General features: G+C 61.3%; 20 protein-coding genes. 5 read left to right on the top strand and 15 right to left on the bottom strand.

Going from position 1 to position 22,878, the window contains the following annotated elements; all coding sequences use genetic code 11:
* Positions 1–52: 52 nt before the first annotated feature.
* From zipA to AC07XF_RS10890, 3 genes are all read right to left on the bottom strand, one after another.
* A complete protein-coding gene (gene zipA, locus AC07XF_RS10900; protein WP_007985900.1) occupies positions 53–907 on the bottom strand; it encodes a cell division protein ZipA in 855 nt (284 codons plus the stop codon).
* A 258-nt stretch (positions 908–1,165) separates the two neighbouring features.
* The gene (gene smc / locus AC07XF_RS10895) at positions 1,166–4,654 is read right to left on the bottom strand and encodes a chromosome segregation protein SMC (protein WP_495026484.1); all 3,489 of its coding nucleotides are present in this window, start codon (positions 4,652–4,654) and stop codon (positions 1,166–1,168) included.
* Between the two features lie 2 nt (positions 4,655–4,656).
* Complete coding sequence (locus tag AC07XF_RS10890) at positions 4,657–5,316, bottom strand: GntR family transcriptional regulator (protein WP_495026483.1); 660 nt, start codon at positions 5,314–5,316, stop codon at positions 4,657–4,659.
* A 443-nt stretch (positions 5,317–5,759) separates the two neighbouring features.
* Between AC07XF_RS10890 and xdhA the strand changes: the two genes are divergently transcribed.
* The 4 genes from xdhA (at position 5,760) to guaD (ending at position 11,877) form a co-directional block, all read left to right on the top strand.
* Positions 5,760–7,214 (top strand): xanthine dehydrogenase small subunit, encoded by a 1,455-nt coding sequence (gene xdhA, locus AC07XF_RS10885; RefSeq protein ID WP_116582859.1) that lies wholly within the window; start codon positions 5,760–5,762, stop codon positions 7,212–7,214.
* The gene (gene xdhB / locus AC07XF_RS10880; protein WP_495026482.1) at positions 7,207–9,606 is read left to right on the top strand and encodes a xanthine dehydrogenase molybdopterin binding subunit; all 2,400 of its coding nucleotides are present in this window, start codon (positions 7,207–7,209) and stop codon (positions 9,604–9,606) included. The genes xdhA and xdhB overlap by 8 nt, the downstream gene beginning before the upstream one ends.
* Before the next feature lie 115 nt (positions 9,607–9,721).
* A complete protein-coding gene (gene xdhC, locus AC07XF_RS10875; protein WP_495026481.1) occupies positions 9,722–10,564 on the top strand; it encodes a xanthine dehydrogenase accessory protein XdhC in 843 nt (280 codons plus the stop codon).
* Positions 10,565–10,572: 8 nt separating this feature from the next.
* Entirely contained in the window at positions 10,573–11,877 is a 1,305-nt protein-coding gene (gene guaD / locus AC07XF_RS10870; protein ID WP_495026480.1) for a guanine deaminase, read from the top strand.
* 129 nt (positions 11,878–12,006) lie between these two features.
* Here the strand turns inward: guaD and AC07XF_RS10865 are convergent, their stop codons facing one another.
* The 10 genes from AC07XF_RS10865 to AC07XF_RS10820 form a co-directional block, all read right to left on the bottom strand.
* Positions 12,007–12,441: a nuclear transport factor 2 family protein gene (locus tag AC07XF_RS10865; RefSeq protein ID WP_495026479.1), complete on the bottom strand. Its 435-nt coding sequence runs from the start codon at positions 12,439–12,441 to the stop codon at positions 12,007–12,009.
* Positions 12,438–12,827 (bottom strand): steroid Delta-isomerase, encoded by a 390-nt coding sequence (locus tag AC07XF_RS10860; protein WP_495026478.1) that lies wholly within the window; start codon positions 12,825–12,827, stop codon positions 12,438–12,440. The genes AC07XF_RS10865 and AC07XF_RS10860 overlap by 4 nt, the downstream gene beginning before the upstream one ends.
* The gene (locus AC07XF_RS10855) at positions 12,828–14,030 is read right to left on the bottom strand and encodes an acetyl-CoA C-acyltransferase (protein WP_495026477.1); all 1,203 of its coding nucleotides are present in this window, start codon (positions 14,028–14,030) and stop codon (positions 12,828–12,830) included.
* A gap of 29 nt (positions 14,031–14,059) precedes the next feature.
* On the bottom strand, positions 14,060–14,518 hold the full coding sequence (locus tag AC07XF_RS10850) for a MaoC family dehydratase (RefSeq protein ID WP_495026476.1): 459 nt from the start codon (positions 14,516–14,518) through the stop codon (positions 14,060–14,062).
* A gap of 2 nt (positions 14,519–14,520) precedes the next feature.
* Positions 14,521–15,303, bottom strand: a complete 783-nt coding sequence (locus tag AC07XF_RS10845; RefSeq protein ID WP_495026475.1) for an SDR family oxidoreductase — start codon at positions 15,301–15,303, stop codon at positions 14,521–14,523.
* Positions 15,304–15,316: 13 nt separating this feature from the next.
* Complete coding sequence (locus AC07XF_RS10840; RefSeq protein WP_495026474.1) at positions 15,317–16,510, bottom strand: acyl-CoA dehydrogenase family protein; 1,194 nt, start codon at positions 16,508–16,510, stop codon at positions 15,317–15,319.
* Positions 16,507–17,679, bottom strand: coding sequence for an acyl-CoA dehydrogenase family protein (locus tag AC07XF_RS10835; RefSeq protein WP_495026473.1), 1,173 nt, complete (start codon positions 17,677–17,679; stop codon positions 16,507–16,509). Before AC07XF_RS10835 ends, AC07XF_RS10840 begins: the two co-directional genes overlap by 4 nt.
* A 150-nt stretch (positions 17,680–17,829) precedes the next feature.
* Positions 17,830–19,239: an ArnT family glycosyltransferase gene (locus AC07XF_RS10830; RefSeq protein WP_495026472.1), complete on the bottom strand. Its 1,410-nt coding sequence runs from the start codon at positions 19,237–19,239 to the stop codon at positions 17,830–17,832.
* A 3-nt stretch (positions 19,240–19,242) separates the two neighbouring features.
* Positions 19,243–19,521, bottom strand: a complete 279-nt coding sequence (locus AC07XF_RS10825; RefSeq protein ID WP_204934500.1) for a lipid-A-disaccharide synthase N-terminal domain-containing protein — start codon at positions 19,519–19,521, stop codon at positions 19,243–19,245.
* Positions 19,518–20,258: a glycosyltransferase family 2 protein gene (locus AC07XF_RS10820; RefSeq protein WP_495026471.1), complete on the bottom strand. Its 741-nt coding sequence runs from the start codon at positions 20,256–20,258 to the stop codon at positions 19,518–19,520. The genes AC07XF_RS10825 and AC07XF_RS10820 overlap by 4 nt, the downstream gene beginning before the upstream one ends.
* Positions 20,259–20,563: 305 nt before the next feature.
* Here AC07XF_RS10820 and AC07XF_RS10815 point away from each other — a divergent pair, with 305 nt between their 5' ends.
* A complete protein-coding gene (locus AC07XF_RS10815; RefSeq protein WP_495026470.1) occupies positions 20,564–21,208 on the top strand; it encodes a YceH family protein in 645 nt (214 codons plus the stop codon).
* A gap of 129 nt (positions 21,209–21,337) precedes the next feature.
* Here the strand turns inward: AC07XF_RS10815 and AC07XF_RS10810 are convergent, their stop codons facing one another.
* Positions 21,338–21,856 carry a cupin domain-containing protein gene (locus AC07XF_RS10810; RefSeq protein WP_495026469.1) on the bottom strand — a complete coding sequence of 173 codons (519 nt, stop codon included), beginning with the start codon at positions 21,854–21,856 and terminating at the stop codon, positions 21,338–21,340.
* A 9-nt stretch (positions 21,857–21,865) separates the two neighbouring features.
* A complete protein-coding gene (locus AC07XF_RS10805) occupies positions 21,866–22,684 on the bottom strand; it encodes a shikimate 5-dehydrogenase (RefSeq protein ID WP_495026468.1) in 819 nt (272 codons plus the stop codon).
* Between the last annotated feature and the right edge of the window lie 194 nt (positions 22,685–22,878).

The following is a 22,878-nucleotide window of genomic DNA, read 5'->3' as shown; positions in this document are numbered from 1 at the left end:
TCCCTCGCCACAACAAGCCCCTGTGCCACAGGAAGCCGCTCAAGCCATTGGATCAGCGTTTCTGGGTCAGTGCACGACGCTCGAATTCCACGATGCGCTGACGGTAATGCTCAATCGTCTGGGCAGTCAGTACGCTGCGCTGGTCGTCCTTCAGTTCGCCATTGAGCTCCTGGGATAATTTACGCGCCGCTGCCACCATCACATCGAAGGCTTGCTTCGGATGGCGAGGGCCTGGCAGCCCCAGGAAGAAGCTCACCGCCGGAGTGCTGAAGTGGTCGATGTCGTCCAGGTCGAATACGCCAGGCTTGACGGCGTTGGCCATGGAGAACAGCACCTCACCGTTACCCGCCATGCTTTCGTGACGGTGGAAAATATCCATCTCGCCGAAACGCAGGCCGCTTTCCAGAATGTTCTGTAACAGCGCCGGGCCCTTGAAGCCGGCAGCGTCGCGGCAGATCACGCTGATCACCAGCACTTCTTCAGCTTGCGGCTGATCTTTTTCACTGACCGATGGCGAAGACTTGGTGTTATCCGGGAAATCGTCGTCGCGGCTGCTGAAGCTCGGGCCGCCGTCCAGATCCAGGCTGAGGTTCATGTCACCCTGGGAAGGCTCGCCGTGGCTACGCTTGCCGCGCTTGGAACCCGACTCGCGAGGCTCGCGGGCCGGCATGCTCACCGACGGCAGATCGTGCTCGTCCAGTTGCGGCTCTTTATGCGTGTCCAGCACACGTGGCGGGCCCAGCAGCTCGGCGCTGCTGTCCTCGTCCGGCAGGTTGGACAGACTTCGGTCAAGACGGAATTTCAGTTTTCCCTTGCCGCCGCGCATACGGCGCCAGCCATCAAAAAGAATACCGGCAATGACAATAATGCCGATGACGATCAGCCACTCGCGCAGACCGATTTCCATGTAATCCCGTGCCTCTATGAAAAATGCTGAAAAATAAGGGGTTTACAACCTGCAAACCGCTTTAAAACGTGGCGCCAACTCTATGTTCTGACAGGCGTTTTGCCCACGTATACGAAAAATTGACATTAAACTAGCACGACCAAAGGTAACTTTACACCGTCTACCACGTTAGCTAGCGCGAATATGTCGATTGGCCAGCAAGTCGCAGCCAGTAAAAGAGTCCTACAAACCGTAAACACCCCTTCCTACAACCACGACTCAGGCGTCCACCATCGCCATCGCCTCCTCGACATCCACGGCCACCAGACGTGAACAGCCGGGTTCGTGCATCGTCACACCCATCAGTTGTTCGGCCATTTCCATGGCGATCTTGTTGTGGGTGATATAGATGAATTGCACTGTCTGCGACATCTCTTTTACCAATCGCGCGTAGCGTCCAACGTTAGCGTCATCCAGTGGCGCGTCAACCTCATCGAGCATGCAGAACGGCGCCGGATTCAACTTGAAGATCGCAAAAACCAGGGCCAATGCGGTCAGGGCCTTTTCGCCACCGGAGAGCAAATGGATGGTGCTGTTCTTCTTTCCTGGCGGCTGCGCCATGATTGTTACCCCTGTATCGAGTAAATCTTCGCCCGTCAGTTCCAAATAAGCGCGGCCCCCACCGAAAACTTTTGGGAAAAGCGCCTGCAAACCGCCATTGATCTGATCAAAGGTATCTTTGAAACGGTTGCGGGTTTCCTTGTCGATCTTGCGAATCACGTTCTCAAGCGTTTCAAGGGCTTCCACCAGATCGTCGTTCTGCGCATCCAGATAACGTTTACGCTCCGATTGTTGCTGGTATTCATCGATGGCTGCCAGGTTGATCGCGCCCAGACGCTGAATCCTCGCGGCGATGCGCTCGAGTTCTTCCTCTGCTTCTTTCTCGCTGGCCTCGGCGGTCAACGTCGCGAGTACGCCGTGGAGATCGTAGCCGTCTTCCAGCAATTGGTCCTGCAAGGTCTTGCGGCGCACGGTCAGGGCTTGCCATTCCATGCGCTGGGTTTCGAGCTGGCTGCGAATCAACTGCGATTGTTGTTCGGCCTGGCTGCGGCGCTTCTCGGCGTCGCGCAGTTCGCGGTCGGCGTCTTCGAGGGCGATCTGCGCGGTCTTGAGTTCTTCGTCGACGGTCATGCGCTTGTCGAGCAGTTCTTCGAGTTTCAGGCGCAGCTCTTCCAGCGGTGCTTCGCCCTCCTCCAGGTTGAGGCTCAGTTGTTCACGCTTTTCCGTCAGGCGTTCGGACTGCATCTCCAGGCGCTCGAGCGCCTGGCGCGTCGAATCGTGCTGCGCCTTGAGCGAGCCCAGACGCACCGCCAACTGATGGGCGTGGTCCTTGTGTTGCCGCGCTTCCTGACGCACCCGGTCCAGGCGCTCACGCAAACTGTCGCGCTGTGCCAGCAGCAACTCACGCTGCTCGGTGTCCAGCGCCATGCTGTCGAGGGCTTCCTGCAATTGCAGGCGCGCTTCGCCGATGTTTTCGTGCTCCAGTGCACGCTGTTCGTCCAACTCGACGATTTCTTCGTCGAGACGAGTACGGCGTAGAGTCAATTGCTCGGCCTTGGCTTTACCGGCGGACAATTGAGCTTTCAATTCACCTTGCTGACGCGCCTCGTCCTGCAACAAACGGCGCAAATGTTCGCGACCGTTTTCCTGCTGACGCTGCTGCGCCCTGAGATTCTGAAGCTGGGTTTCCAGGGTTTCGACGGCGGCTTCGCGCTCTTCACGCTCAAGGCCCAGTTGCTGGATTTCCTGACCACGGGCGAGCACGCCGCTTTCTGCTTCGCTGGCCCGACGCACACGCAGAAAATGCCGACCGACCCAGTAACCGTCACGGCTGATCAGGCTCTGGCCGGCCGCAAGCTGCCCCCGCAAGGCCAAGGCCTGTTCGAGGCTGTCGACCGGTTTGACTTGCCCCAGCCATGGCGACAGATCGATCTGCGCCTCGACCTTATCCAGCAAGCTGCCCGGCACCCGTACGCCATCGCTGGCCGGGCTGAGCAAACGCAAATCGCCCTGGGCAAAACCCGACAGATCGAAATCGTTGAAATCATCCACCAATACCGCTTGCAGGTCGGCACCGAGCACGGTTTCCACCGCCAGCTCCCAACCGGCTTCAACCTTGAGGCCTTCGGCCAAGCGAGGGCGATCAGCGAGATTCTGTTCACGCAACCATTCGGCGGTGCCGGTACCCGGATCGAGCGCGGCTTGCTGCAAGGCTTCGAGCGAAGCCAGTCGACCATTGAGCCGCTGCAAATCGCCCTGGGCCTGCTGTTGCGCCGACAGCGCTTGCTGCAATTGCTGACGCAGTTGCTCCAGGCGTTCGACCTGAGCCTCTTCGCTGGCCTGCAAATCTTCGAGGGTCGCTTCGGAAGCCGCGAGTTGTTCACTGAGCTCCATGATCGCCGCGTCTTCCGGGTCCGCCGACAGCAACGCGCGCTCCTCGCCAAGACGCTTCTGGCGGTCGGCCAGGCGCTCCAGGCTGGTTTCCAGCTGCTGGATACGCGATTGCTGCACTTCGGCCTGACGGCGCGGTTCGGCGGCGGTGAGGTTGAACGTATCCCACTGCTCTTGCCAGCCATGCATGGTGGTTTCGGATTCTTCCAGCGCGGCAGCAGCTTCTTCGGCGGCAGCGCTGGTGACTTCCTGCTCCGGGGTGAGCATGTCCAGCTCTTCGCCGAGGGTCAGGAGCAACGTGCGGTCGTGGCCGAGGTGGGATTCGGTTTCCAGGCGCGCACGCTCGGCTTCTTTCAGGTCTTCCTGCAATTGGCGCAAACGCTGCTGACCGTGCTGGATGCTCTGCTCGACCCGGGCAATGTCGCCGCCGACCGAGTAGAAGCGTCCCTGCACCAGATTGAAGCGTTCCGAGAGGTCGTGGTGCCCGTCACGCAAGCGCTCGATGCTCGCGTCGGCATTGCGTTGTTCGGCCACCAGGGCTTCGAAAGAAACCTCCTGATTACCGATGATCGCTTCACGCTGGCCGACCTGATCGTTCAGCGCCTGCCAGCGCAGGGCCGACAGTTGGGCCTTGAGCTGACGCTCCTCGCCCTTGTATTCCTGATACTTCTTGGCGGCCTCGGCCTGGCGGTGCAAGCGTTCGAGCTGACGTTCAAGCTCTTCGCGCAGGTCTGTCAGGCGCTCAAGGTTTTCGTGGGTGCGGCGAATGCGGTTTTCCGTCTCGCGCCGGCGCTCCTTGTACTTGGAGATCCCCGCCGCTTCTTCAATAAAGTTGCGCAGGTCTTCGGGCTTGGACTCGATCAGCTTGGAGATCATCCCCTGTTCGATGATCGAGTAACTGCGCGGGCCAAGGCCTGTGCCGAGAAAGATGTCGGTGATGTCACGGCGCCGGCATTTGGTGCCGTTGAGGTAGTAAGTGGTCTGGCTGTCGCGCGTCACTTTGCGGCGAATGGAAATTTCCGCATAAGCGGCGTATTCGCCGAGCAGGGTGCCGTCGGAGTTATCGAACACCAGTTCGATGCTCGCCTGGCTCACCGGTTTGCGGCTGGTCGAACCGTTGAAGATGACGTCGGTCATCGACTCGCCGCGCAGGTTCTTCGCCGAACTCTCGCCCATCACCCAGCGTACGGCATCGATGATGTTCGATTTGCCGCAGCCATTGGGCCCGACCACCGCCGCCATGTTACTGGGGAAGTTCACCGTGGTCGGGTCGACGAAGGATTTGAACCCCGCCAGTTTGATGCACTTGAGCCGCACGCTTAAGCGTCCGTCAGGGCAGAAACCACCAGATCGCAACTGCGCTGGGCGTAAGCCGTCAGCACTTCGCGGATCTGCGGAAAGTCACGGGCCAGCACGGCAGCAAGCAAGCGTTCAAACAGCTCGAGGAATTCGCTCATCGACGCTTTGCGCTGGTCCAGGGCGAGGAAATACGCACGGCTCATGGCCGGCTGCAGATTCTCGACGGTTTCCTGCAAGTACGGGTTGTTGGCGAACGGGTACGCGGCACGCATCACATTGAAGCTGTCGTCGACGAAAGTGCGGATGTCCTGACGCTCGTAGCTGGCAGTCAGGCGTTGCTGGATCTGCACGAACGGCGCCATGTCAGCCTGGGTTTTCCAGCCGCTGGCCACCGAATTGCCGAGCAGAATATAGAGCTCGCTCATCAGCGTGCACAGGCTCTGCACCTTGTGCGCGGTGAGCTCGGTGACGTGGGCGCCACGGCGCGGCAGGATCGCGATCAGGTGCCGGCGCTCGAGGATCAGCAAAGCCTCGCGGACCGAACCACGGCTGACATTGAGGGCCAGCGTGACCTTCTGTTCCTGGATGCGCTCCCCGGGCTTCATTTCGCCGCGAATGATGCGTTCGGCGAGGTGGTGAGCGATTTGCTCGGCGAGGCTGTCCGGCGCCTTGAACGTCATGGTTGTCCTTCAAACTCTTCGATCTGTACAAGCGGCGCAGTGTAGCGCAATTGCTGCGTCAGGGCGGAGTGCCCGTCCGTAATGTTGTTCACTTAAGCGAAGTGATTCTTTGTAGGAGCGAGCTTGCTCGCGATGGACTCAAGCGCGCCGCGTTTAGCCAGTAAATACGCGTTATCGTTAACGACCATCGCGAGCAAGCTCGCTCCTACAGAGGACCACATTCGCTTAACTGAACAGCATTAGAGTGCCCGCCCGGAGGTTTTTGGCACGATTCAAGCAAAAAAGCAGGCTATCGAACCAACGACAATAATTAAGGAACAGATGGTTAATCGACAAAATGCAATTTCCTGACCTTTAAGTCAGAAAATCATTGACCGAAAAGTCAGACCTGCTAAATTCGGTTCCTATCGGTTAACAACAATAATGAGTCTGCGAGGCCTTCCGTGATCCAGTTTTTACTAAACCAGGAACTCCGTAGCGAGCACGCCCTGGACCCGAACCTGACCGTGCTCAATTATCTGCGCGACCATGTGGGCAAACCCGGCACCAAAGAAGGCTGCGCCAGCGGTGACTGCGGCGCCTGCACCGTGGTGGTCGGCGAGTTGCAAACGGATGATGACGGCCGCGAACACATTCGCTATCGCAGCCTCAACTCGTGCCTGACGTTCGTGTCGTCCCTGCACGGCAAACAACTGATCAGCGTTGAAGACCTCAAGCACAAAGGTGAACTGCACAGCGTGCAGAAAGCCATGGTCGAGTGCCACGGCTCGCAATGCGGCTTCTGCACCCCCGGCTTCGTGATGTCGCTGTTTGCCCTGCAAAAGAACAGCGATGCGCCGGATCATGCCAAGGCCCACGAAGCGCTGGCCGGCAATCTCTGCCGTTGCACCGGCTACCGGCCGATCCTCGAAGCCGCCGAGCAGTCCTGCTGCGGCAAGCAACCGGACCAGTTCGACGCCCGCGAGGCCGACACCATCGCGCGCCTGAAAGCCATTGCCCCTACCGATATCGGCGAACTCAACAGCGGCGACAAACGCTGCCTGGTGCCGCTGACCGTGGCCGACCTGGCCGACCTCTACGACGCTTATCCACAGGCCCGCCTGTTGGCTGGTGGCACCGACCTGGCGCTGGAGGTCACGCAGTTCCACCGCACGCTGCCGGTGATGATCTACGTCGGCAACGTCGCCGAGATGAAGCGCATCGAACGTTTTGACGATCGTCTGGAAATCGGTGCCGCCACGGCCCTTTCCGATTGCTACGAGGCGTTGAACGCCGAGTACCCGGACTTCGGTGAATTGCTGCACCGCTTCGCATCTTTGCAGATCCGCAACCAGGGCACCCTCGGTGGCAACATCGGCAACGCCTCGCCGATTGGTGACTCGCCGCCCCTGCTGATCGCCCTCGGCGCGCAAATCGTGCTGTGCAAAGGCGAAACCCGCCGCACCCTGGCGCTGGAAGACTACTTCATCGATTACCGCGTCACGGCGCGCCAGGAAAGCGAGTTCATCGAAAAGATCATCGTGCCCCGCGCCAGCGTCGAAAAACTGTTCCGCGCCTACAAAGTCTCCAAGCGCCTCGACGATGACATCTCGGCAGTGTGCGCCGCCTTCAACATTCGCCTGGAAAACGGCGTAGTCGCTGAAGCCCGCGTCGCCTTCGGCGGTATGGCCGCCATCCCGAAACGTGCTGCAGCCTGCGAAGCCGCGTTGCTCGGCTCACCGTTCAATAACGCCACCGTTGAACGCGCCTGCGCGGCCCTGGGCGAAGACTTCACACCGCTCTCGGACTTCCGCGCCAGCAAGGAATATCGCCTGCTCAGCGCGCAGAACCTGCTGCGCAAATACTTCATCGAACTGCAAACACCGCACATCGAGACTCGGGTGACCGCTTATGTCTAATCATCACGCCGTAGAGAAGACCCAAGCCGAATTGGCTGAACTGTTCGCCAAGGACCTGACCACCGGTGTCGGCCGCAGCGTCAAGCACGACAGCGCCGCCAAACATGTGGCCGGTGAAGCGCAGTACATCGACGATCGCCTGGAGTTTCCGAACCAGTTGCACGTTTACGCGCGCATGTCGGACCGTGCCCACGCCCGGATCATCAGCATCGACACCGCGCCCTGCTACGCCTTCGAAGGTGTGCGCATCGCCATCACCCACGAAGACGTGCCGGGCCTGAAAGACATCGGCCCGTTGCTGCCGGGTGATCCACTGCTGGCCATCGACACGGTGCAATTCGTCGGCCAACCGGTGGTCGCCGTCGCGGCGAAAGACCTGGAAACCGCGCGCAAGGCGGCGATGGCCGCGATCATCGAATACGAAGATCTCGAACCGGTGCTGGATGTCGTCGAAGCCCTGCGCAAACGCCACTTCGTACTCGACAGCCACACCCACCAACGTGGCGACTCGGCCACGGCGCTGGCCACCGCCGAGCATCGCATCCAGGGCACGCTGCACATCGGCGGCCAGGAACACTTCTACCTGGAAACCCAGATCTCTTCGGTGATGCCGACTGAAGACGGCGGCATGATCGTCTACTGCTCCACGCAAAACCCCACCGAAGTGCAGAAACTGGTGGCCGAAGTGCTGGACGTGTCGATGAACAAGATCGTCGTCGACATGCGTCGCATGGGCGGCGGTTTCGGCGGCAAGGAAACCCAGGCGGCGAGCCCGGCGTGCCTGTGCGCGGTGATCGCGCACCTCACCGGCCAGCCGACCAAGATGCGCCTTCCGCGCGTCGAAGACATGCTGATGACCGGCAAGCGCCACCCGTTCTATGTCGAGTACGACGTCGGCTTCGACAGCACCGGCCGCCTGCACGGCATCAACCTGGAACTGGCCGGCAACTGCGGTTGCTCGCCTGACCTGTCGGCGTCGATCGTCGACCGGGCGATGTTCCACTCGGACAACTCGTACTACCTGGGCGATGCGACCATCAACGGTCACCGCTGCAAGACCAACACCGCATCGAACACCGCTTACCGTGGCTTCGGCGGCCCGCAAGGCATGGTCGCCATCGAGGAAGTGATGGACGCCATCTCTCGCCATCTGGCCCTTGATCCGCTGGCAGTGCGCAAGGCCAACTACTACGGCAAGACCGAGCGCAACGTCACCCACTACTACCAGACCGTCGAGCACAACATGCTCGAAGAGATGACCGCCGAACTGGAAGAAAGCAGCCAGTACGCCGAGCGCCGCGAAGCGATCCGTCGCTACAACGCCAACAGCCCGATCCTGAAAAAAGGCCTGGCGCTGACCCCGGTGAAATTCGGTATTTCCTTCACCGCCAGCTTCCTCAACCAGGCCGGTGCCCTGGTGCACGTCTACACCGACGGCAGCATCCACCTGAACCACGGCGGCACCGAAATGGGCCAGGGCCTGAACACCAAGGTCGCGCAGGTCGTGGCCGAAGTGTTCCAGGTGGAAATGGACCGCGTGCAGATCACCGCGACCAACACCGACAAGGTGCCGAACACCTCGCCGACCGCTGCTTCCAGCGGTGCCGACCTGAACGGCAAGGCTGCGCAGAACGCCGCCGAAACCATCAAGAAACGTCTGGTGGAGTTCGCCGCGCGCCAGTACAAGGTCAGCGAAGAAGATGTGGAATTCCACAACGGCCACGTGCGGGTCCGTGATCACATCCTGACCTTCGAAGCGCTGATCCAGCAGGCATATTTCGCTCAGGTGTCGCTGTCGAGCACCGGCTTCTACAAGACCCCGAAAATCTACTACGACCGCAGCCAGGCCCGTGGCCGTCCGTTCTACTACTTCGCCTTCGGCGCGGCGTGCTGCGAAGTGCTGGTCGACACCCTGACCGGCGAATACAAGATGCTGCGCACCGACATCCTCCACGACGTCGGCGCCTCGCTGAACCCGGCCATCGACATCGGCCAGGTCGAGGGCGGTTTCATCCAGGGCATGGGCTGGCTGACCATGGAAGAGCTGGTGTGGAACAACAAGGGCAAGCTGATGACCAACGGCCCGGCCAGCTACAAGATCCCGGCCGTGGCGGACATGCCGCTGGACCTGCGGGTGAAGCTGGTGGAAAACCGCAAGAACCCGGAAGACACGGTATTCCACTCCAAGGCCGTGGGCGAGCCGCCGTTCATGCTCGGTATCGCTTCGTGGTGTGCGATCAAGGACGCTGTGGCGAGCCTGGGCGATTACAAGCATCAACCGAAAATCGACGCACCGGCGACCCCGGAGCGGGTGTTGTGGGGTTGTGAGCAGATGCGCCAGCTGAAGGCGGCGAAGGCGGTCGAGGCTGAGACCGAGTTGGCTTCGCTTTAAGACCGCATCGCCTGCTTCGCTGGCAAGCCAGCTCCTACAAGGATCGCATGTCACCTGTAGGAGCTGGCTTGCCAGCGAAGGGGCCTGAACAGACAACAATGATGTCGAGGTGAACATGTACAACTGGATCGACGCCCTCGCCGACCTGCAAAACCGGGGTGAGCCCTGCGTGCTGGTAACCATCATCGAAGAGCTCGGCTCGACGCCGCGCAACGCTGGCTCGAAAATGGTCATCAGCGCGAACCAGGCCTTCGACACCATCGGTGGCGGGCACCTGGAATACAAGGCCATGCAGATCGCCCGCGACATGCTCGCCAGCGGCAAGCAGGACACCCATCTGGAGCGTTTCAGCCTCGGCGCCAGCCTCGGCCAGTGCTGCGGCGGTGCCACCGTTCTGTTGTTCGAACCGATGGGCCAGGTGCAGGCGCAGATCGCCGTGTTCGGTGCCGGCCATGTGGGCCGGGCGCTGGTGCCATTGCTGGCCAGCCTGCCTTGCCGGGTCCGCTGGATCGATTCGCGGGATGCCGAATTCCCCGAGCAGATCCCCCACGGTGTGCGCAAGATCGTCAGTGAAGAGCCCGTCGATGAAATCGACGACCTGCCCGCCGGCAGCTACTGCATCGTCATGACCCACAATCACCAGCTCGACCTCGAACTGACCGCCGCCATCCTCAAGCGCAATGACTTCGCCTACTTCGGCCTGATCGGCTCGAAGACCAAACGGGTGAAGTTCGAACACCGCTTGCGCGACCGCGGTTTCGACAACAGCGTCGTGCAACGCATGCGCTGCCCGATGGGCATCGGCGAAGTCAAAGGCAAGCTGCCTGTGGAAATCGCCATCTCCATCGCCGGCGAGATCATCGCCACCTATAACGCGAACTTCGGCCAACACACCGCCAGCGCCGGATCGATTGCCAAACTGCTGCCTGCGTCACGCCGCAGCCAAGCCTCCCATTGAGAATCCTCATGCCTCTGACTCGCAAAGCCTACCGCGCCGCCATTCTGCACAGCATCGCCGACCCTGCCATCGTGGGCATCGAAGCCTCCTACGAGTATTTCGAAGACGGTTTGCTGGTGGTCGATAACGGCCAGATCAGCGCCCTCGGCCACGCCAGCGAATTGTTGCCGACCCTGCCGGCGGACATCGAAATCACTCACTATAAGGATGCGCTGATCACCCCGGGCTTCATCGACACCCACATCCATTTGCCACAAACCGGCATGGTCGGCGCCTATGGCGAGCAATTGCTGGACTGGCTCAACACTTACACCTTCCCGTGCGAAAGCCAGTTCGCCGACAAGGCCCACGCTGACGAAGTCGCGGACATTTTCATCAAGGAGCTGCTGCGCAACGGCACCACCACCGCGCTGGTGTTCGGCAGCGTGCACCCGCAATCGGTGAATTCGTTCTTCGAAGCCGCCCAGCAGCTCGACCTGCGGATGATCGCCGGCAAGGTGATGATGGACCGCAACGCCCCGGACTACCTGACCGACACCGCCGAATCCAGCTACGTGGAAAGCAAGGCGTTGATCGAGCGCTGGCACGGCAAGGGTCGCCTGCACTACGCCGTCACCCCACGCTTCGCGCCGACCAGCACCCCGGAACAACTGACCCTCGCCGGCCAGTTGCTCAGCGAATTCCCCGACCTGTACATGCAGACTCACATCAGCGAAAACCTCAAGGAAATCGAGTGGGTCAAGGAGCTGTTCCCGGAGCGCAAGGGCTACCTGGACGTCTACGATCACTACCAGTTGCTCGGCGAGCGCTCGGTGTTCGCCCACGGTGTGCACCTGTGCGATGACGAGTGCGCACGACTGGCAGAAACCGGTTCGGCCATCTCGTTCTGCCCGACCTCGAACTTCTTCCTCGGCAGCGGTCTGTTCAACCTGCCGATGGCCGAGAAGCACAAACTCAATGTCGGCATCGGCACCGATGTGGGCGGTGGCACCAGTTTTTCGCTGCTGCAAACCCTCAATGAAGCCTACAAGGTCATGCAACTGCAAGGTGCGCGCCTGAGCCCGTTCAAGTCGCTGTACCTGGCGACACTTGGCGGCGCCCGCGCACTGCGCCTGGAAGACAAGATCGGCACCCTGCAACCGGGCACCGACGCCGACTTCCTCGTGCTGGACTACAACGCCACGCCGCTGCTGGGCTATCGCCTGAAGCAGGCCAACAACATCGCCGAGACGTTGTTTGTGTTGATGACGCTGGGGGATGACCGGACTGTGCTGCAGACGTATGCGGCAGGCAATCTGGTGCATCAGCGCTAAGGTTTTCCGGGCATAAAAAATCCCCCGCAATCATCAGATTCCGGGGGATTTTTTTGTGTCCTTGAGGCCACCTTCGCGAGCAAGCCCGCTCCCACCTTCGCGGTACTGCGGGCAGATCGAAACCCGCCTTCAGGAACGCGCCACTTCCGAGTGAGCGGTAAAACGGGTGGCGACGATCTTCCATTGTCCGGCGATACGCTGGTAACGGTCCTGATAGAACCCACCCAACTGCCGCGTTGCCCCGCTCTCGCCATCCAGATTGAAATACCACAGGGCCCAATGGCCCTGGGCCTGATCTTCGTTCAGCACCTCGATCTCCGGGTTGGCGCCGTGATGCAAGTCGATCACCCGGTCATGGCAAGCCAGTTCGCGGTACAGCGCGACAAAACTGTCGCGCTCACGAAAGATCCCCAACGGACCGTAATCGATCAGCACTTCACCTTCGGCAAAGCAGTCGGCAATCACCTCGATCTGCTTGAGGTCGCAGGCATTGAGGTAGCGATGCTTGAGCTGGCGGATGTCCTCCAGCGCTTCCAGACGGGCGATCCGTTGCTCCAGATTCATGCTGCACCTCGCGCCGTCACATTGACCTCGCTCCAGAAGGCTTTCATCGACCGGATCTTGCCGTCGGCATCGAACTCCATCACGTCGATCACATGCAGCGAGCACGGTTGCCCGCCCCACTCCATGTCGACCCGGAACGGCATCGCGCCGCAACCGTTGAGTGTCGCACGCACCGGGCCGGTCCGGGTCGCCGAGACTTTCATCGCCCCCAGTCCTTCACGGTAGAAACGCTCGATGGCTTCGATGCCCCGCAACGGCTCGTGGCCGACCGGGTCTTCAACGGTGGCGTTTTTTGCGTAGAGCGCGAGGATGCCGTCGATGTCGCCGGCATTCACCAGTTCCACATAACGCGCCATGCTCTCTTGCACATGCTGTGCGCCGATCATTCAGACCACCTCGAACAGGGCGGCGGCGCCCATGCCGCCACCGATGCACATGCTCACCACCACGTAGCGCAAACCGCGACGCTGGCCTTCGATCAACGCGTGGCCAACCATCCGCGCACCGGACATGCCAAACGGGTGACCGATGGAAATCGCCCCGCCATTGACGTTCAGACGCTCGTCCGGAATGCCCAACGTGTCGCGGCAATACAGGACCTGACAGGCAAACGCCTCGTTCAGCTCCCACAGGCCGATGTGATCCATGGTCAGGCCATGGCGCTTGAGCAGCTTCGGAATGGCGTACACCGGGCCGATGCCCATCTCGTCGGAGTTGCAGCCAGCGACCGCCATGCCGCGATAGATGCCCAGCGGTTCCAGGCCACGCTTCTCGGCCATTTTCGCGCTCATCAACACCGAAGCCGACGCACCGTCGGACAGCTGCGAGGCATTGCCTGCGGTGATGAAACGCCCCTTGTCGCTCCACTGACCGCCGGGCCATACCGGCTCCAGCGCTTTCAGGCTTTGCAGAGTGGTGTCGATGCGGTTGCACTCGTCGCGCAGCAAGGTGACGGATTCATGGCGGGTTTCGCCCGTAGCCTTGTCGACGATCATCTGGCGGCTGGTCAGCGGCGCCAGTTCACGCTCGAACCGCCCGGCGCTCTGGGCCTGTGCGGTACGCAGCTGGCTCTGGTAGCTGTATTCGTCCTGTTCGTCGCGGGAGATGCCATAACGTGCAGAGACGATCTCGGCGGTTTCGATCATCGGGATGTAGGCGTGCGGATCCAGCTCGATCACCGCAGCCGACTGGTTGCGATAGAGGTTCTTGTGCTTGTTCTGCACCAGGGAAATCGACTCCAGGCCACCGGCCACGGCGATGTCGATTTCGTCGCACATGATGCCTTTGGCGGCCATGGCGATGCTCATCAGGCCCGACGAGCACTGGCGCTCGACGGCCATCCCGGCGACCGATGCCGGCAAGCCGCCGGCAATCGCGCACAGACGCCCCAGGTTGTAGGACTGGGTGCCCTGCTGCGCGGCGGCGCCAATGATCACGTCGTCCACTTCGCCCGGCTCGATGCCGGCACGGCGCACGGCTTCGCGCACCACATGGCCGCCCAGTTGCGGCGCTTCGGTGTCATTGAATGCACCACGAAAGGCTTTGCCGATCGGAGTACGGGCGGTCGAAACGATGACGGCTTCTTTCATGTTCAATTCCTCGAAAATTCTGTTGAAGGTCAGGCCGGGTAATAGCGACTGATGGTGTCGACCACGCAGCCGGGCCGTTCCTCGCCGTCGATGTCGACGCTGACGCGGATGGTTGCCTGCACGCCGCCCTTCACTTCCTCGACCGCGATCAATTGCGCACTGCCGCGCACCCGCGAGCCGACACGCACCACCGACGGAAAGCGCACCCGCTCGCAGCCGTAATTGACGCCCATGGCCAGGCCACGGACCTCGACGATCTGTGGCAAGAACAGATTGACCAGCGACAGGCTCAGGTAGCCATGGGCAATGCACGTACCAAAGGGGCCGCTGGCGGCCTTGAGCGGATCGACGTGAATCCACTGGTGATCGCCGGTAGCGTCGGCGAACCGGTCAATGCGGTCCTGTTCCAGCAACAGCCAGTCACTGACGCCGAGTGATTCGCCCACGGCGTCGAACAAGGCCATCGGCGTGTCGAAAATACGTGGCATGGTCACGCCCTCTGGCTGGACACCGACAACACTTCGCCGGTCATGTAGGAGCTGTAGTCGCTGGCCAGGAACATCATCACGTTGGCCACTTCCCAGACTTCGGCGGCGCGGCCGAAGGCTTCGTTGGCGGCGAGTTGATCGAGCACCGCCTGGGGCGCGGATTTGCGCAGGAAATCGTGCAAGGCAATGCTCGGGCTGACCGCGTTGATGCGGATGCCATAGTCGGCGGCTTCGACCGCTGCGCAGCGGGTCAGGGCCATGACCCCGGCCTTCGCCGCGGCGTAGTGCGACTGCTCTTTCTGCGCCCGCCAACCCAGCACCGAGGCGTTGTTGACGATCACCCCGGCACGCCGCTCCATCATTTTCGGCAGCATGGCGCGGGTCATGCGCATGGTGCCGGTGAGCGTCACATCCAGCACTCGGTTCCATTCTTCGTCGCCCATTTCCACCAGCAAGCGCGAGCCGCCGAGGCCGGCGTTGTTGATCAGCACGTCGACGCCTTGCAGGTCGCGCTCGGCGCAGGCAATCAGGTGCTGCACCTGGGCTTCGTCGGCGACGTTGCAAACCTGACCGAAGACTTGTTGCAGCCCGGTGGTTTCGCGGATTTTCACCACCGCCTCGGCCAGGCGGCCTTCATGGATATCGCTGATCATCAGCGCGCGGCATCCTTCCTCGGCGGCGCGCACGGCAGCGGAAAAACCGATCCCGGCACCCGCCGCCGCCGTGATCAGCACCGACTTGCCGCGCAGCAGGCCGCGACCTTCAACATATTGAGGTACAGACATGAACTCTCTCCTTTCAGGCGCGCGGGCGCAGTTCTTTGGGCATTCCCAAAGCACGCTCGGCGATGATGTTGCGCTGGATTTCATTGCTGCCGCCGTAGAGGGTGTCGGCGCGGCTGAACAGGTACAGCGACTGCAAACGGGTCAGTTGGTAGGGCGCGGCTTCGAGCAGCTCCGCTTCGGCGCCGAGGACGTCCATCGCCAACTTCCCAAGGCTGGCGTGCCAGGTCGACCAAAACAGCTTGTAGATGGTCGCCTCCTTGCGCAGTGAACCGTCCTGACTACCCGAGAGCATGCGCAGCGAGTTGTAGCGCATGATCCGCAGCCCGCTCCAGGCTTCGGCCAGGCGCTGGCGCAGGATCGGATCACGGTCGGCACCGTTGGCTTTGGCGATGGTGATGATTTCGTTGAGTTCGTTCTGAAACTGCATCTGCTGGCCGAGGGTCGACACACCGCGCTCGAAACCCAGCAGCGCCATGGCGATCTTCCAGCCTTCACCCGGCGCGCCGATGATGTTGGCGCCGTCGGTGCGCGCATCGTCGAAGAACACTTCGTTGAATTCCGAGGTTCCGGTCAGTTGCTCGATGGGCCGCACGGTGATTTGCGCCTGGGCCATCGGCACCAGCAAGAACGACAGACCGCGATGGCCGACACTGCCCGGCTCGGTGCGGGCAATCACGAAACACCAGTCCGACTCATGGGCCAGGGACGTCCAGACTTTTTGCCCGTTGATCACCCAACTGCCCGTCGCTTCATCCAGCACCGCACGGGTCTTGACGTTGGCCAGGTCGGAACCGGCGCCCGGTTCTGAATAGCCCTGGCACCAGAAGCTCGTGCCGCTGACAATCCCCGGCAGAAACCGCTGTTGCTGCTCGACCGAGCCAAACGCGGCAATGGTCGGCCCGGCCAGCCCTTCGCCGATATGGCCCATGCGGCCGGGGCCACCGGCGCGGGCGTATTCTTCGTGGAAAATCACTTGCTGAGTGATCGACAGTCCGCGCCCGCCGTGCTCCGGCGCCCAGCCGACACAAGTCCAGCCACCCTCGGCGAGTTTGCGCTCCCAGGCTTTGCGCTCTTCGGGAAACATGTGCTCATCGCCCGGACCGCCGCGAAAGCGCAGGGCTTCGAATTCGCCGCAAAGGTTGGCGCTCATCCAGTCGGCGACTTCCTGGCGGAAGCGTTCGTCCTGTTCGCTGAAACTGATTTTCATGGCTGCTCTCCAAGAATCACCGCGGCTATCCGCTCGCGATGCCAGGCCGGTAGCCCGAGGAAGCTTTCGCTGGCGCGGGCGCGCTTGAAGTAGAGGTGTGGGTCGTACTCCCAGGTGAAACCGACGCCGCCATGCAACTGGATCGACTCGGACGCACAGGAGAAGTAGGTTTCAGAGCACTGCGCCTTGGCCAGCGCCGCCGCCAGCGGCAGTTCGGCCGCCACCTGCGGATCACCCTGCGGATCGAGGACTTCCTGGGCCACGCACGCGGCGTAATAACTGGCCGAACGCGCGCATTCGACTTGCAGCATCATGTCGGCGGCGCGGTGTTTGAGGGCCTGGAAACTGGCAATCGGACGACCGAACTGCTGGCGTTCCTGCATGTAGGCCACGCTGAGGTCGAGTACCTGCTGCGCGCCGCCAGTCTGCTCGGCGGCCAGGCCAATGCAGGCCAGTTGCAGGACCCGCTCAAGATGCGGCCAGCCGTGACCGAATTCACCCAACAGCGCGTCAGCTTCAAGGTACAGGCCCTTGAGCTGGATCCGCGCCTGGCGGCGGGTCTGGTCCATGGTCGGCAGCATTTGCCGCTCGATACCGGCCTGTACCGCGTTCACGACAAACAGGCTGATGCCCGCTTCGCCGGTCGAACCGGGTTGCCGCGCGGCAATGACCAAAAGATCGGCGCCATGCCCGTCGAGCACATGTTTGAGGGTGCCGTTAAGGACAAACCCGTCGCCTTCAGCCACCACCGTTGCCTGGACGTCGTCGGCCGACCAGCCGTTGGCACTGCTGAAAGCCAGGGTCGCGGTCACGCTGCCATCGGCGATCGAGGGCAACCAGCGCTGCTTCTGTTCGTCATTGCCGGCCAGCAACAGTGCGGGGGTGGCCATGCAGGCGGTGGCAAAAAACGGCGAGCACAGCAAACGCCGGCCCATCTGCTCGAGCAGGATCGCCAGTTCGACAAAGCCCAGCCCAAGGCCACCATAGGTTTCGGGGATATGAATCGCCGGCCAGTACATTTCCTGGCACAGACGCTGCCAGAGGGCTTCATCAAAACCCCGTTCGCTGACCATTGCCGCCCGCACGGCGGCAGAATCCGAGACATCGGCGAGGAAGCCCTCGGCCGATGCGCGGATCATTTCCTGTTCGTCGCTGAATGCAAACTCCATCGCGGCGCCTTCTGCTCGTTTGGCGGGGCGCGCGTGGCGCAACACCCCTTTGAGCATGAAGTTTGGCGCCGGCCGGAGGCGGCAGAATCGTTAGCCCTGCCTAGTCCGAACGGGTGATGTGGTGGCGTGTGTGTTCGGCCGGGAAGCCGATCAGCGGCAGTCTCCGCCCATGCGCACCAGCAGCGCTGTACGGTCAGGTTTCAGGTACGGGTTGATTTCACCGACCTGGCATGACGCCAGGTTCTGCAGTTCCGGTGCGAGGGGTTCTTGCACAAACAACAGCCCTGCCGGACGGGACTCCGATTGCAACTGCGCCACCGTCAGCGGCGCCACTGGCCGCCCCATGTAATAGACCAGACGGATATCCGGTTCACCGAGGGTATAAGCCTTCTGCCCCGGCTGCCCGTCGGCCAGCGTGGCAATCTGCTCAAGACCGCCAACCCGGTGCGACAGCACCCGCGCTTCGACGAACATGTAGAACACCACAAACCCGGCCAGCATCACGTAGGGCACAACGGCCAGGACCGTGCGCCAGCGCCCCTTCAGGTCATCGAGCAGCGCCGACCAGTGCATCGCCAGCAGCAACGCCATGGACGGATAAACCGGCAACAGGTACTTGCCATGCTTTTCGGTGAACAGGGAAAACACCAGCAGCGGCAACAGGCTGCAGCACAGCAGCATGCCGGCTTCGCGGCGCGAGCGGATCATTGCCCAGAACTTGCGCGGCTGCACAAACACAATCAGCCAGAACGGGAAGAAATCACCGGCCAGGTACAGCAGATAGGCATACCAGGCCTCGGCACCCTGCCCGTCGATCTTCTTCACGATGTCTTCGCTGATGATCGAGGCCCAGATGCCCCAGCCCTGACTCACCGACACCGCCAGGTACCAGGAACTGCCCAGCACCACGGCAGTCAGCCAGCCCCAACCGTCGCACAGATACGCCTTGGCCCGCGCATCGCGGTAGATCAAGGCATAGGCCAGGATCGGCGCCGTCACCCACAACAGGCAAACCGGCCCTTTGGTCAGCAGTGCGCAACCCAGCAGCACGTAGCTGAGCCGACTCCACCAGACCCGGCCTTGCTGGAAGATGAATTGCCAGGCCGCCAGCAGCGCGCCGAAGCACAGCAGGGTCAACAGCATCTCGATTTCCGAGCGCCGTGCGAACAGGCTGAAGGCACCGTTCGCGGCCAGGAACACCACGGCGAACAAACCGACCTGCCGCCCCGCCTGCCGAACGCCGTACAGATACGTGCCCAGACAGCACAAGGCGGCGGCCAGTGCCGAAGGCAGGCGCACGCTCCACTCGGACAAGCTGCCCAGCACCGCCGTCGAAACCAGACCGGCCCAATAGAAAAACGGCGGCTTGGACAAGTACAAGTCGCCGTTCATGTAAGGCAGCAGCCAGCTCCCTGCCTCGCGCATTTCGCGCACGGTGACGGCGCGGCGGGCCTCATTGACGCTGAGGAACGGCACGCTGCCCAGCCCCCAGAAAAACAGCAATGCAATCGCGACGGCCACAAGCAACGTAATATTTCGGGTCGATAACGATCCGCGCATAACCTACTCCTTCAGGTGTTTGCTTTTTTTGATCAATTGCAGGTTGCGAAAATAGACGATGGAGCCAAACGCCTGACCGGCGATGAACACCGGATCTTCGCGGTAAATGGCATAGGCGAGCAGCAAGGTGCTGCCGACGATGCTCAAGTACCAGAAGCTCACCGGAATGATGCTGCGTTTCTTGTATTCGCTGTACAACCACTGCAGGACAAACCGCCCGGTAAAGGCGATCTGGCCGGCAAAACCGACGATCAGCCACAAGGCTTCACGGGAGATGTTCATCCTTCGATCTCCTGGGCAATGGTGTTCAGCCGCGTACGCTTGATCAGCCACCAGACACCGAACAAATCGAGAATGCCCACCAGCGCGCGGTCGAGGTTGCCGTATTTCGACACCCCGGCCGTGCGATGCCGGTGGTTGACCGGGTGCACGATCATGCGGCCGTTATGGCGCTGGATCAGGGCTGGAATATAGCGATGCATGTGGTCGAAGTACGGCAGGCGCAAGAACGCCGCGCGCTCGATCAGCTTCAGGCCGCAACCGGTGTCCGGGGTGGCGTCCTTGAGCAGGCGGCGGCGCAGGTTGTTGGCGAAACGCGAAGCGTAGCGTTTGCTCGCCGTGTCGCGACGGTTGACCCGATGCCCGGCAACCAGTTGCACATCGACCTTGCCCGGTTCGCCGCGCACCAGCGCCAGCATGCCGGGGATGTCCGCCGGGTCGTTCTGGCCGTCGCCATCGAGCGTCGCCAGCCACGTGCCCCGTGCCTCACGGGCGGCGTGGTACAGCGAGGTGCTCTGCCCCAGCGAACGTTCGTGATGCAGGATGCGCAAGGTGTTCAAGCCGTCTTGGCGGATCTGCCGCAGTTCTTGCAGGGTCGCATCGGTGCTGCCATCGTCGACGACGATGATTTCGTAAGACTCATCGGCCAGCGCCACGCGGATTTCCTCAAGCAATGGCTTGAGGTTGTTCGCTTCGTTCTTGGCGGGAATCAGTACGGATACAAAAATGTCTTGGCTCATGGAGTCACTCTCGCCTTTATTGAATTTCTTTTATCAGAGGCGAATGAAGGTGTTGTACACCGGCCGACTCGATGCAGGGTTCAGCTATTCAGGGCGATGACGCCAACAATATCCCGCCCTGTGGACGCACTCGCGCGCGACCCCGCATACGGTGCCCGGCCATTTGTAAAAATGGCGTTAATATTTCATACACTTTTTGTCATCATTCCCCAAATGACGCAGCGAATTCGGTTGCCATTGGCGCTTGCCCATCTAAAGTGCACTCACGCAAGTGAAAAACATGAATCGGGTAAGGATGCACAACCATGAGCACTGAGCAAGAGACGACTTTAGACGAGCCGCGGCTCGACAGTACGGAAATCCGCATTCTGGGCTCGTTGATCGAGAAACAGGCCACCAGCCCGGAAACCTATCCCCTGACCCTCAATGCCCTGGTGCTTGCCTGCAACCAGAAAACCAGCCGCGAGCCGGTGATGAACCTGACTTTGGGCCAGGTCGGCCACAGCCTGCGCGCCCTCGAAGGGCGCGGCTTCACCAGACTGGTGATGGGCAGCCGCGCCGACCGCTGGGAACACAAGGTCGACAAGGCCCTGGAACTGGTGCCGGCGCAGGTCATCTTGACCGGACTGATGTTCCTGCGCGGCCCGCAGACCGTCAATGAACTACTGACCCGCAGCGGCCGCATGCATGAGTTCGAAGACGCCGAACAGGTTGTGCATCAACTCGAACGCCTGATTGCCCGTGGTCTGGCCGTACTGATTCCACGTCAGGCCGGCCAGCGCGAAGACCGTTACACACACGCCCTGGGCGATCCGGCGGATATCGAAACGATCCTCGCGGCACGGCACAACCCGGCCGAGCGTGGCAGCAGCGGGGTTTCGGTTGAACGGATCGAAGAACTGGAAGCGCGGATTGCGGCGCTGGAAGAGCGGTTGGCACGGCTGGAATAATCAGGCTACAGAGATCCAATGTGGGAGCGGGCTTGCTCGCGAATGCGATCTGTCAGTCACATCAATGTTGAGTCGACCATCGTCTTCGCGAGCAAGCCCACTCCCACAGTAGTTTGAGGGTGTCTGCGCTTACTCGCCGTCCCAGTAGTCAACCCCATCCGCCTGCCGGGCCACCGCAACAAAACCTGAAGCATTTCCCTCGGCATCGACCTTGAAGTCATCCATCACGGCGTATTTGCCGGAATCCGGGTACTCACAGATCTCCGGCGATTGCTGGGTGCTGACGGCCAGGTAACGCAACTCGCCGTTGCTGGTATTGATGATCTGATGCGCCTTTTCAGGCCCGCCCGGCGGGCAGGCAATCACATCACCGGCGCGGATTGGAAAACGTTCGGATCCCAGGCGGACTTCCCCTTCCCCGGCCACAACGTAGAACATTTCCTCATTGACCCGATGACTGTGAAACGGGCTGCCGCGCATGCCTGGCTCCAGCACATACAGGCGATAACCCAGCTTTTGCGCCCCCAGTCGCTGACCGACACGGGCCAGACGCTGTTGATAGCGACCGGCGGTCTCACCGGTCGGCGCAAACGCTTCGGGCAGCGGTTCAAGTTCGACCGAATTCAGATTGAGAATGGGGGGATGCATCGACACCTCCTAGCTGCGGGCAAACGCTACTGCCTTGTGGAATTGCTCGTCCGTCGGACGTACGCCGGTATAGAGGACAAATTGCTCCAGTGCCTGGATCGCGATGACTTCCAGCCCGGTAATGACCCGTTTGCCTTCGGCGCGCGCATGCACGATCAGCGGTGTTTCCGAGGGGATCGCCACCACGTCGAAGACAGTTTCTGCTTTTTCGATCACGTCAGGCTCAAAGGCCAGTTGTTCGGCCTCCGGTCCTCCCGTCATGCCGATCGGGGTGACGTTGACCAGCATCTGCGGGCGACGACTCCCCAGCTCTGCCTGCCACTCATACCCCAGCGACTGCGCCAGCGCCCGCCCGGCGCGCTCGTTGCGGGCCACGATCAGGCCGTTTTCATAGCCGCCATCACGCAAGGCGCTCGCCACGGCCTTGGCCATGCCGCCGCTGCCGCGCAGGGCAAAGGTCGAGTCCTTGGGCACCTGGTGTTTTTCCAGCAACTGGGCAACGGCAATGTAATCGGTGTTGTAGGCCTTGAGATGACCGTCGGTGTTGACGATGGTGTTGATCGATTGAATGGCGGCGGCCGACGCATCGAGCTCATCCACCAGGGCAATGCAGGCTTCCTTGAACGGCATCGACACGCCACAGCCACGAATCCGCAGGGCGCGAATGCCGGCAACGGCACCCGGCAAATCCTGGCTGGCAAAGGCCTTGTAGTAGAAATTCAGGCCTAGCTGTTCATACAGATGATTGTGAAAACGCAGGCCAAAGTTCCCGGGGCGTCCTGATAGGGACATGCACAGCTGGGTGTCTTTGTTGGGGTTCATCTGCATGGGCAAGCTCCTTCAAATGCACTTTTCGGATGGACGGAATCAGCCCTCCATCGGGTTCTGATCGATCATATAAGCCTGTTCGCACGGGCTTACACGGGTCGTTAAGAAAGTCGGTACTGACCTTACACAAAATTTACCTAACGGCCGTGCTGATTTTCGAAAAAACGCTGTCTTAGAAGTATCCCCGCGACAAT

This window comes from Pseudomonas sp. GW821-FHT01C01 (genome assembly GCF_059422645.1).
Note: the sequence above shows the minus strand (reverse complement) of the source record. Positions and strands in the feature narration are given on the sequence as shown.

What these genes read in the sequence shown, in the direction of transcription:
- AC07XF_RS10890 (WP_495026483.1), bottom strand. Translation starts at nt 5,316, where the DNA reads ATGACGTTCAAGGCGCCGGACAGCCTCGCCGAGCAAATCGCTCACCAC.
- AC07XF_RS10825 (WP_204934500.1), bottom strand. Translation starts at nt 19,521, where the DNA reads ATGAACATCTCCCGTGAAGCCTTGTGGCTGATCGTCGGTTTTGCCGGC.
- AC07XF_RS10840 (WP_495026474.1), bottom strand. Translation starts at nt 16,510, where the DNA reads ATGAAAATCAGTTTCAGCGAACAGGACGAACGCTTCCGCCAGGAAGTC.
- zipA (WP_007985900.1), bottom strand. Translation starts at nt 907, where the DNA reads ATGGAAATCGGTCTGCGCGAGTGGCTGATCGTCATCGGCATTATTGTC.
- AC07XF_RS10845 (WP_495026475.1), bottom strand. Translation starts at nt 15,303, where the DNA reads ATGTCTGTACCTCAATATGTTGAAGGTCGCGGCCTGCTGCGCGGCAAG.
- AC07XF_RS10865 (WP_495026479.1), bottom strand. Translation starts at nt 12,441, where the DNA reads ATGAATCTGGAGCAACGGATCGCCCGTCTGGAAGCGCTGGAGGACATC.
- AC07XF_RS10815 (WP_495026470.1), top strand. Translation starts at nt 20,564, where the DNA reads ATGAGCACTGAGCAAGAGACGACTTTAGACGAGCCGCGGCTCGACAGT.
- xdhC (WP_495026481.1), top strand. Translation starts at nt 9,722, where the DNA reads ATGTACAACTGGATCGACGCCCTCGCCGACCTGCAAAACCGGGGTGAG.
- AC07XF_RS10850 (WP_495026476.1), bottom strand. Translation starts at nt 14,518, where the DNA reads ATGCCACGTATTTTCGACACGCCGATGGCCTTGTTCGACGCCGTGGGC.
- xdhB (WP_495026482.1), top strand. Translation starts at nt 7,207, where the DNA reads ATGTCTAATCATCACGCCGTAGAGAAGACCCAAGCCGAATTGGCTGAA.
- AC07XF_RS10820 (WP_495026471.1), bottom strand. Translation starts at nt 20,258, where the DNA reads ATGAGCCAAGACATTTTTGTATCCGTACTGATTCCCGCCAAGAACGAA.
- AC07XF_RS10830 (WP_495026472.1), bottom strand. Translation starts at nt 19,239, where the DNA reads ATGCGCGGATCGTTATCGACCCGAAATATTACGTTGCTTGTGGCCGTC.
- guaD (WP_495026480.1), top strand. Translation starts at nt 10,573, where the DNA reads ATGCCTCTGACTCGCAAAGCCTACCGCGCCGCCATTCTGCACAGCATC.
- AC07XF_RS10860 (WP_495026478.1), bottom strand. Translation starts at nt 12,827, where the DNA reads ATGATCGGCGCACAGCATGTGCAAGAGAGCATGGCGCGTTATGTGGAA.
- AC07XF_RS10805 (WP_495026468.1), bottom strand. Translation starts at nt 22,684, where the DNA reads ATGCAGATGAACCCCAACAAAGACACCCAGCTGTGCATGTCCCTATCA.
- AC07XF_RS10810 (WP_495026469.1), bottom strand. Translation starts at nt 21,856, where the DNA reads ATGCATCCCCCCATTCTCAATCTGAATTCGGTCGAACTTGAACCGCTG.
- AC07XF_RS10835 (WP_495026473.1), bottom strand. Translation starts at nt 17,679, where the DNA reads ATGGAGTTTGCATTCAGCGACGAACAGGAAATGATCCGCGCATCGGCC.
- AC07XF_RS10855 (WP_495026477.1), bottom strand. Translation starts at nt 14,030, where the DNA reads ATGAAAGAAGCCGTCATCGTTTCGACCGCCCGTACTCCGATCGGCAAA.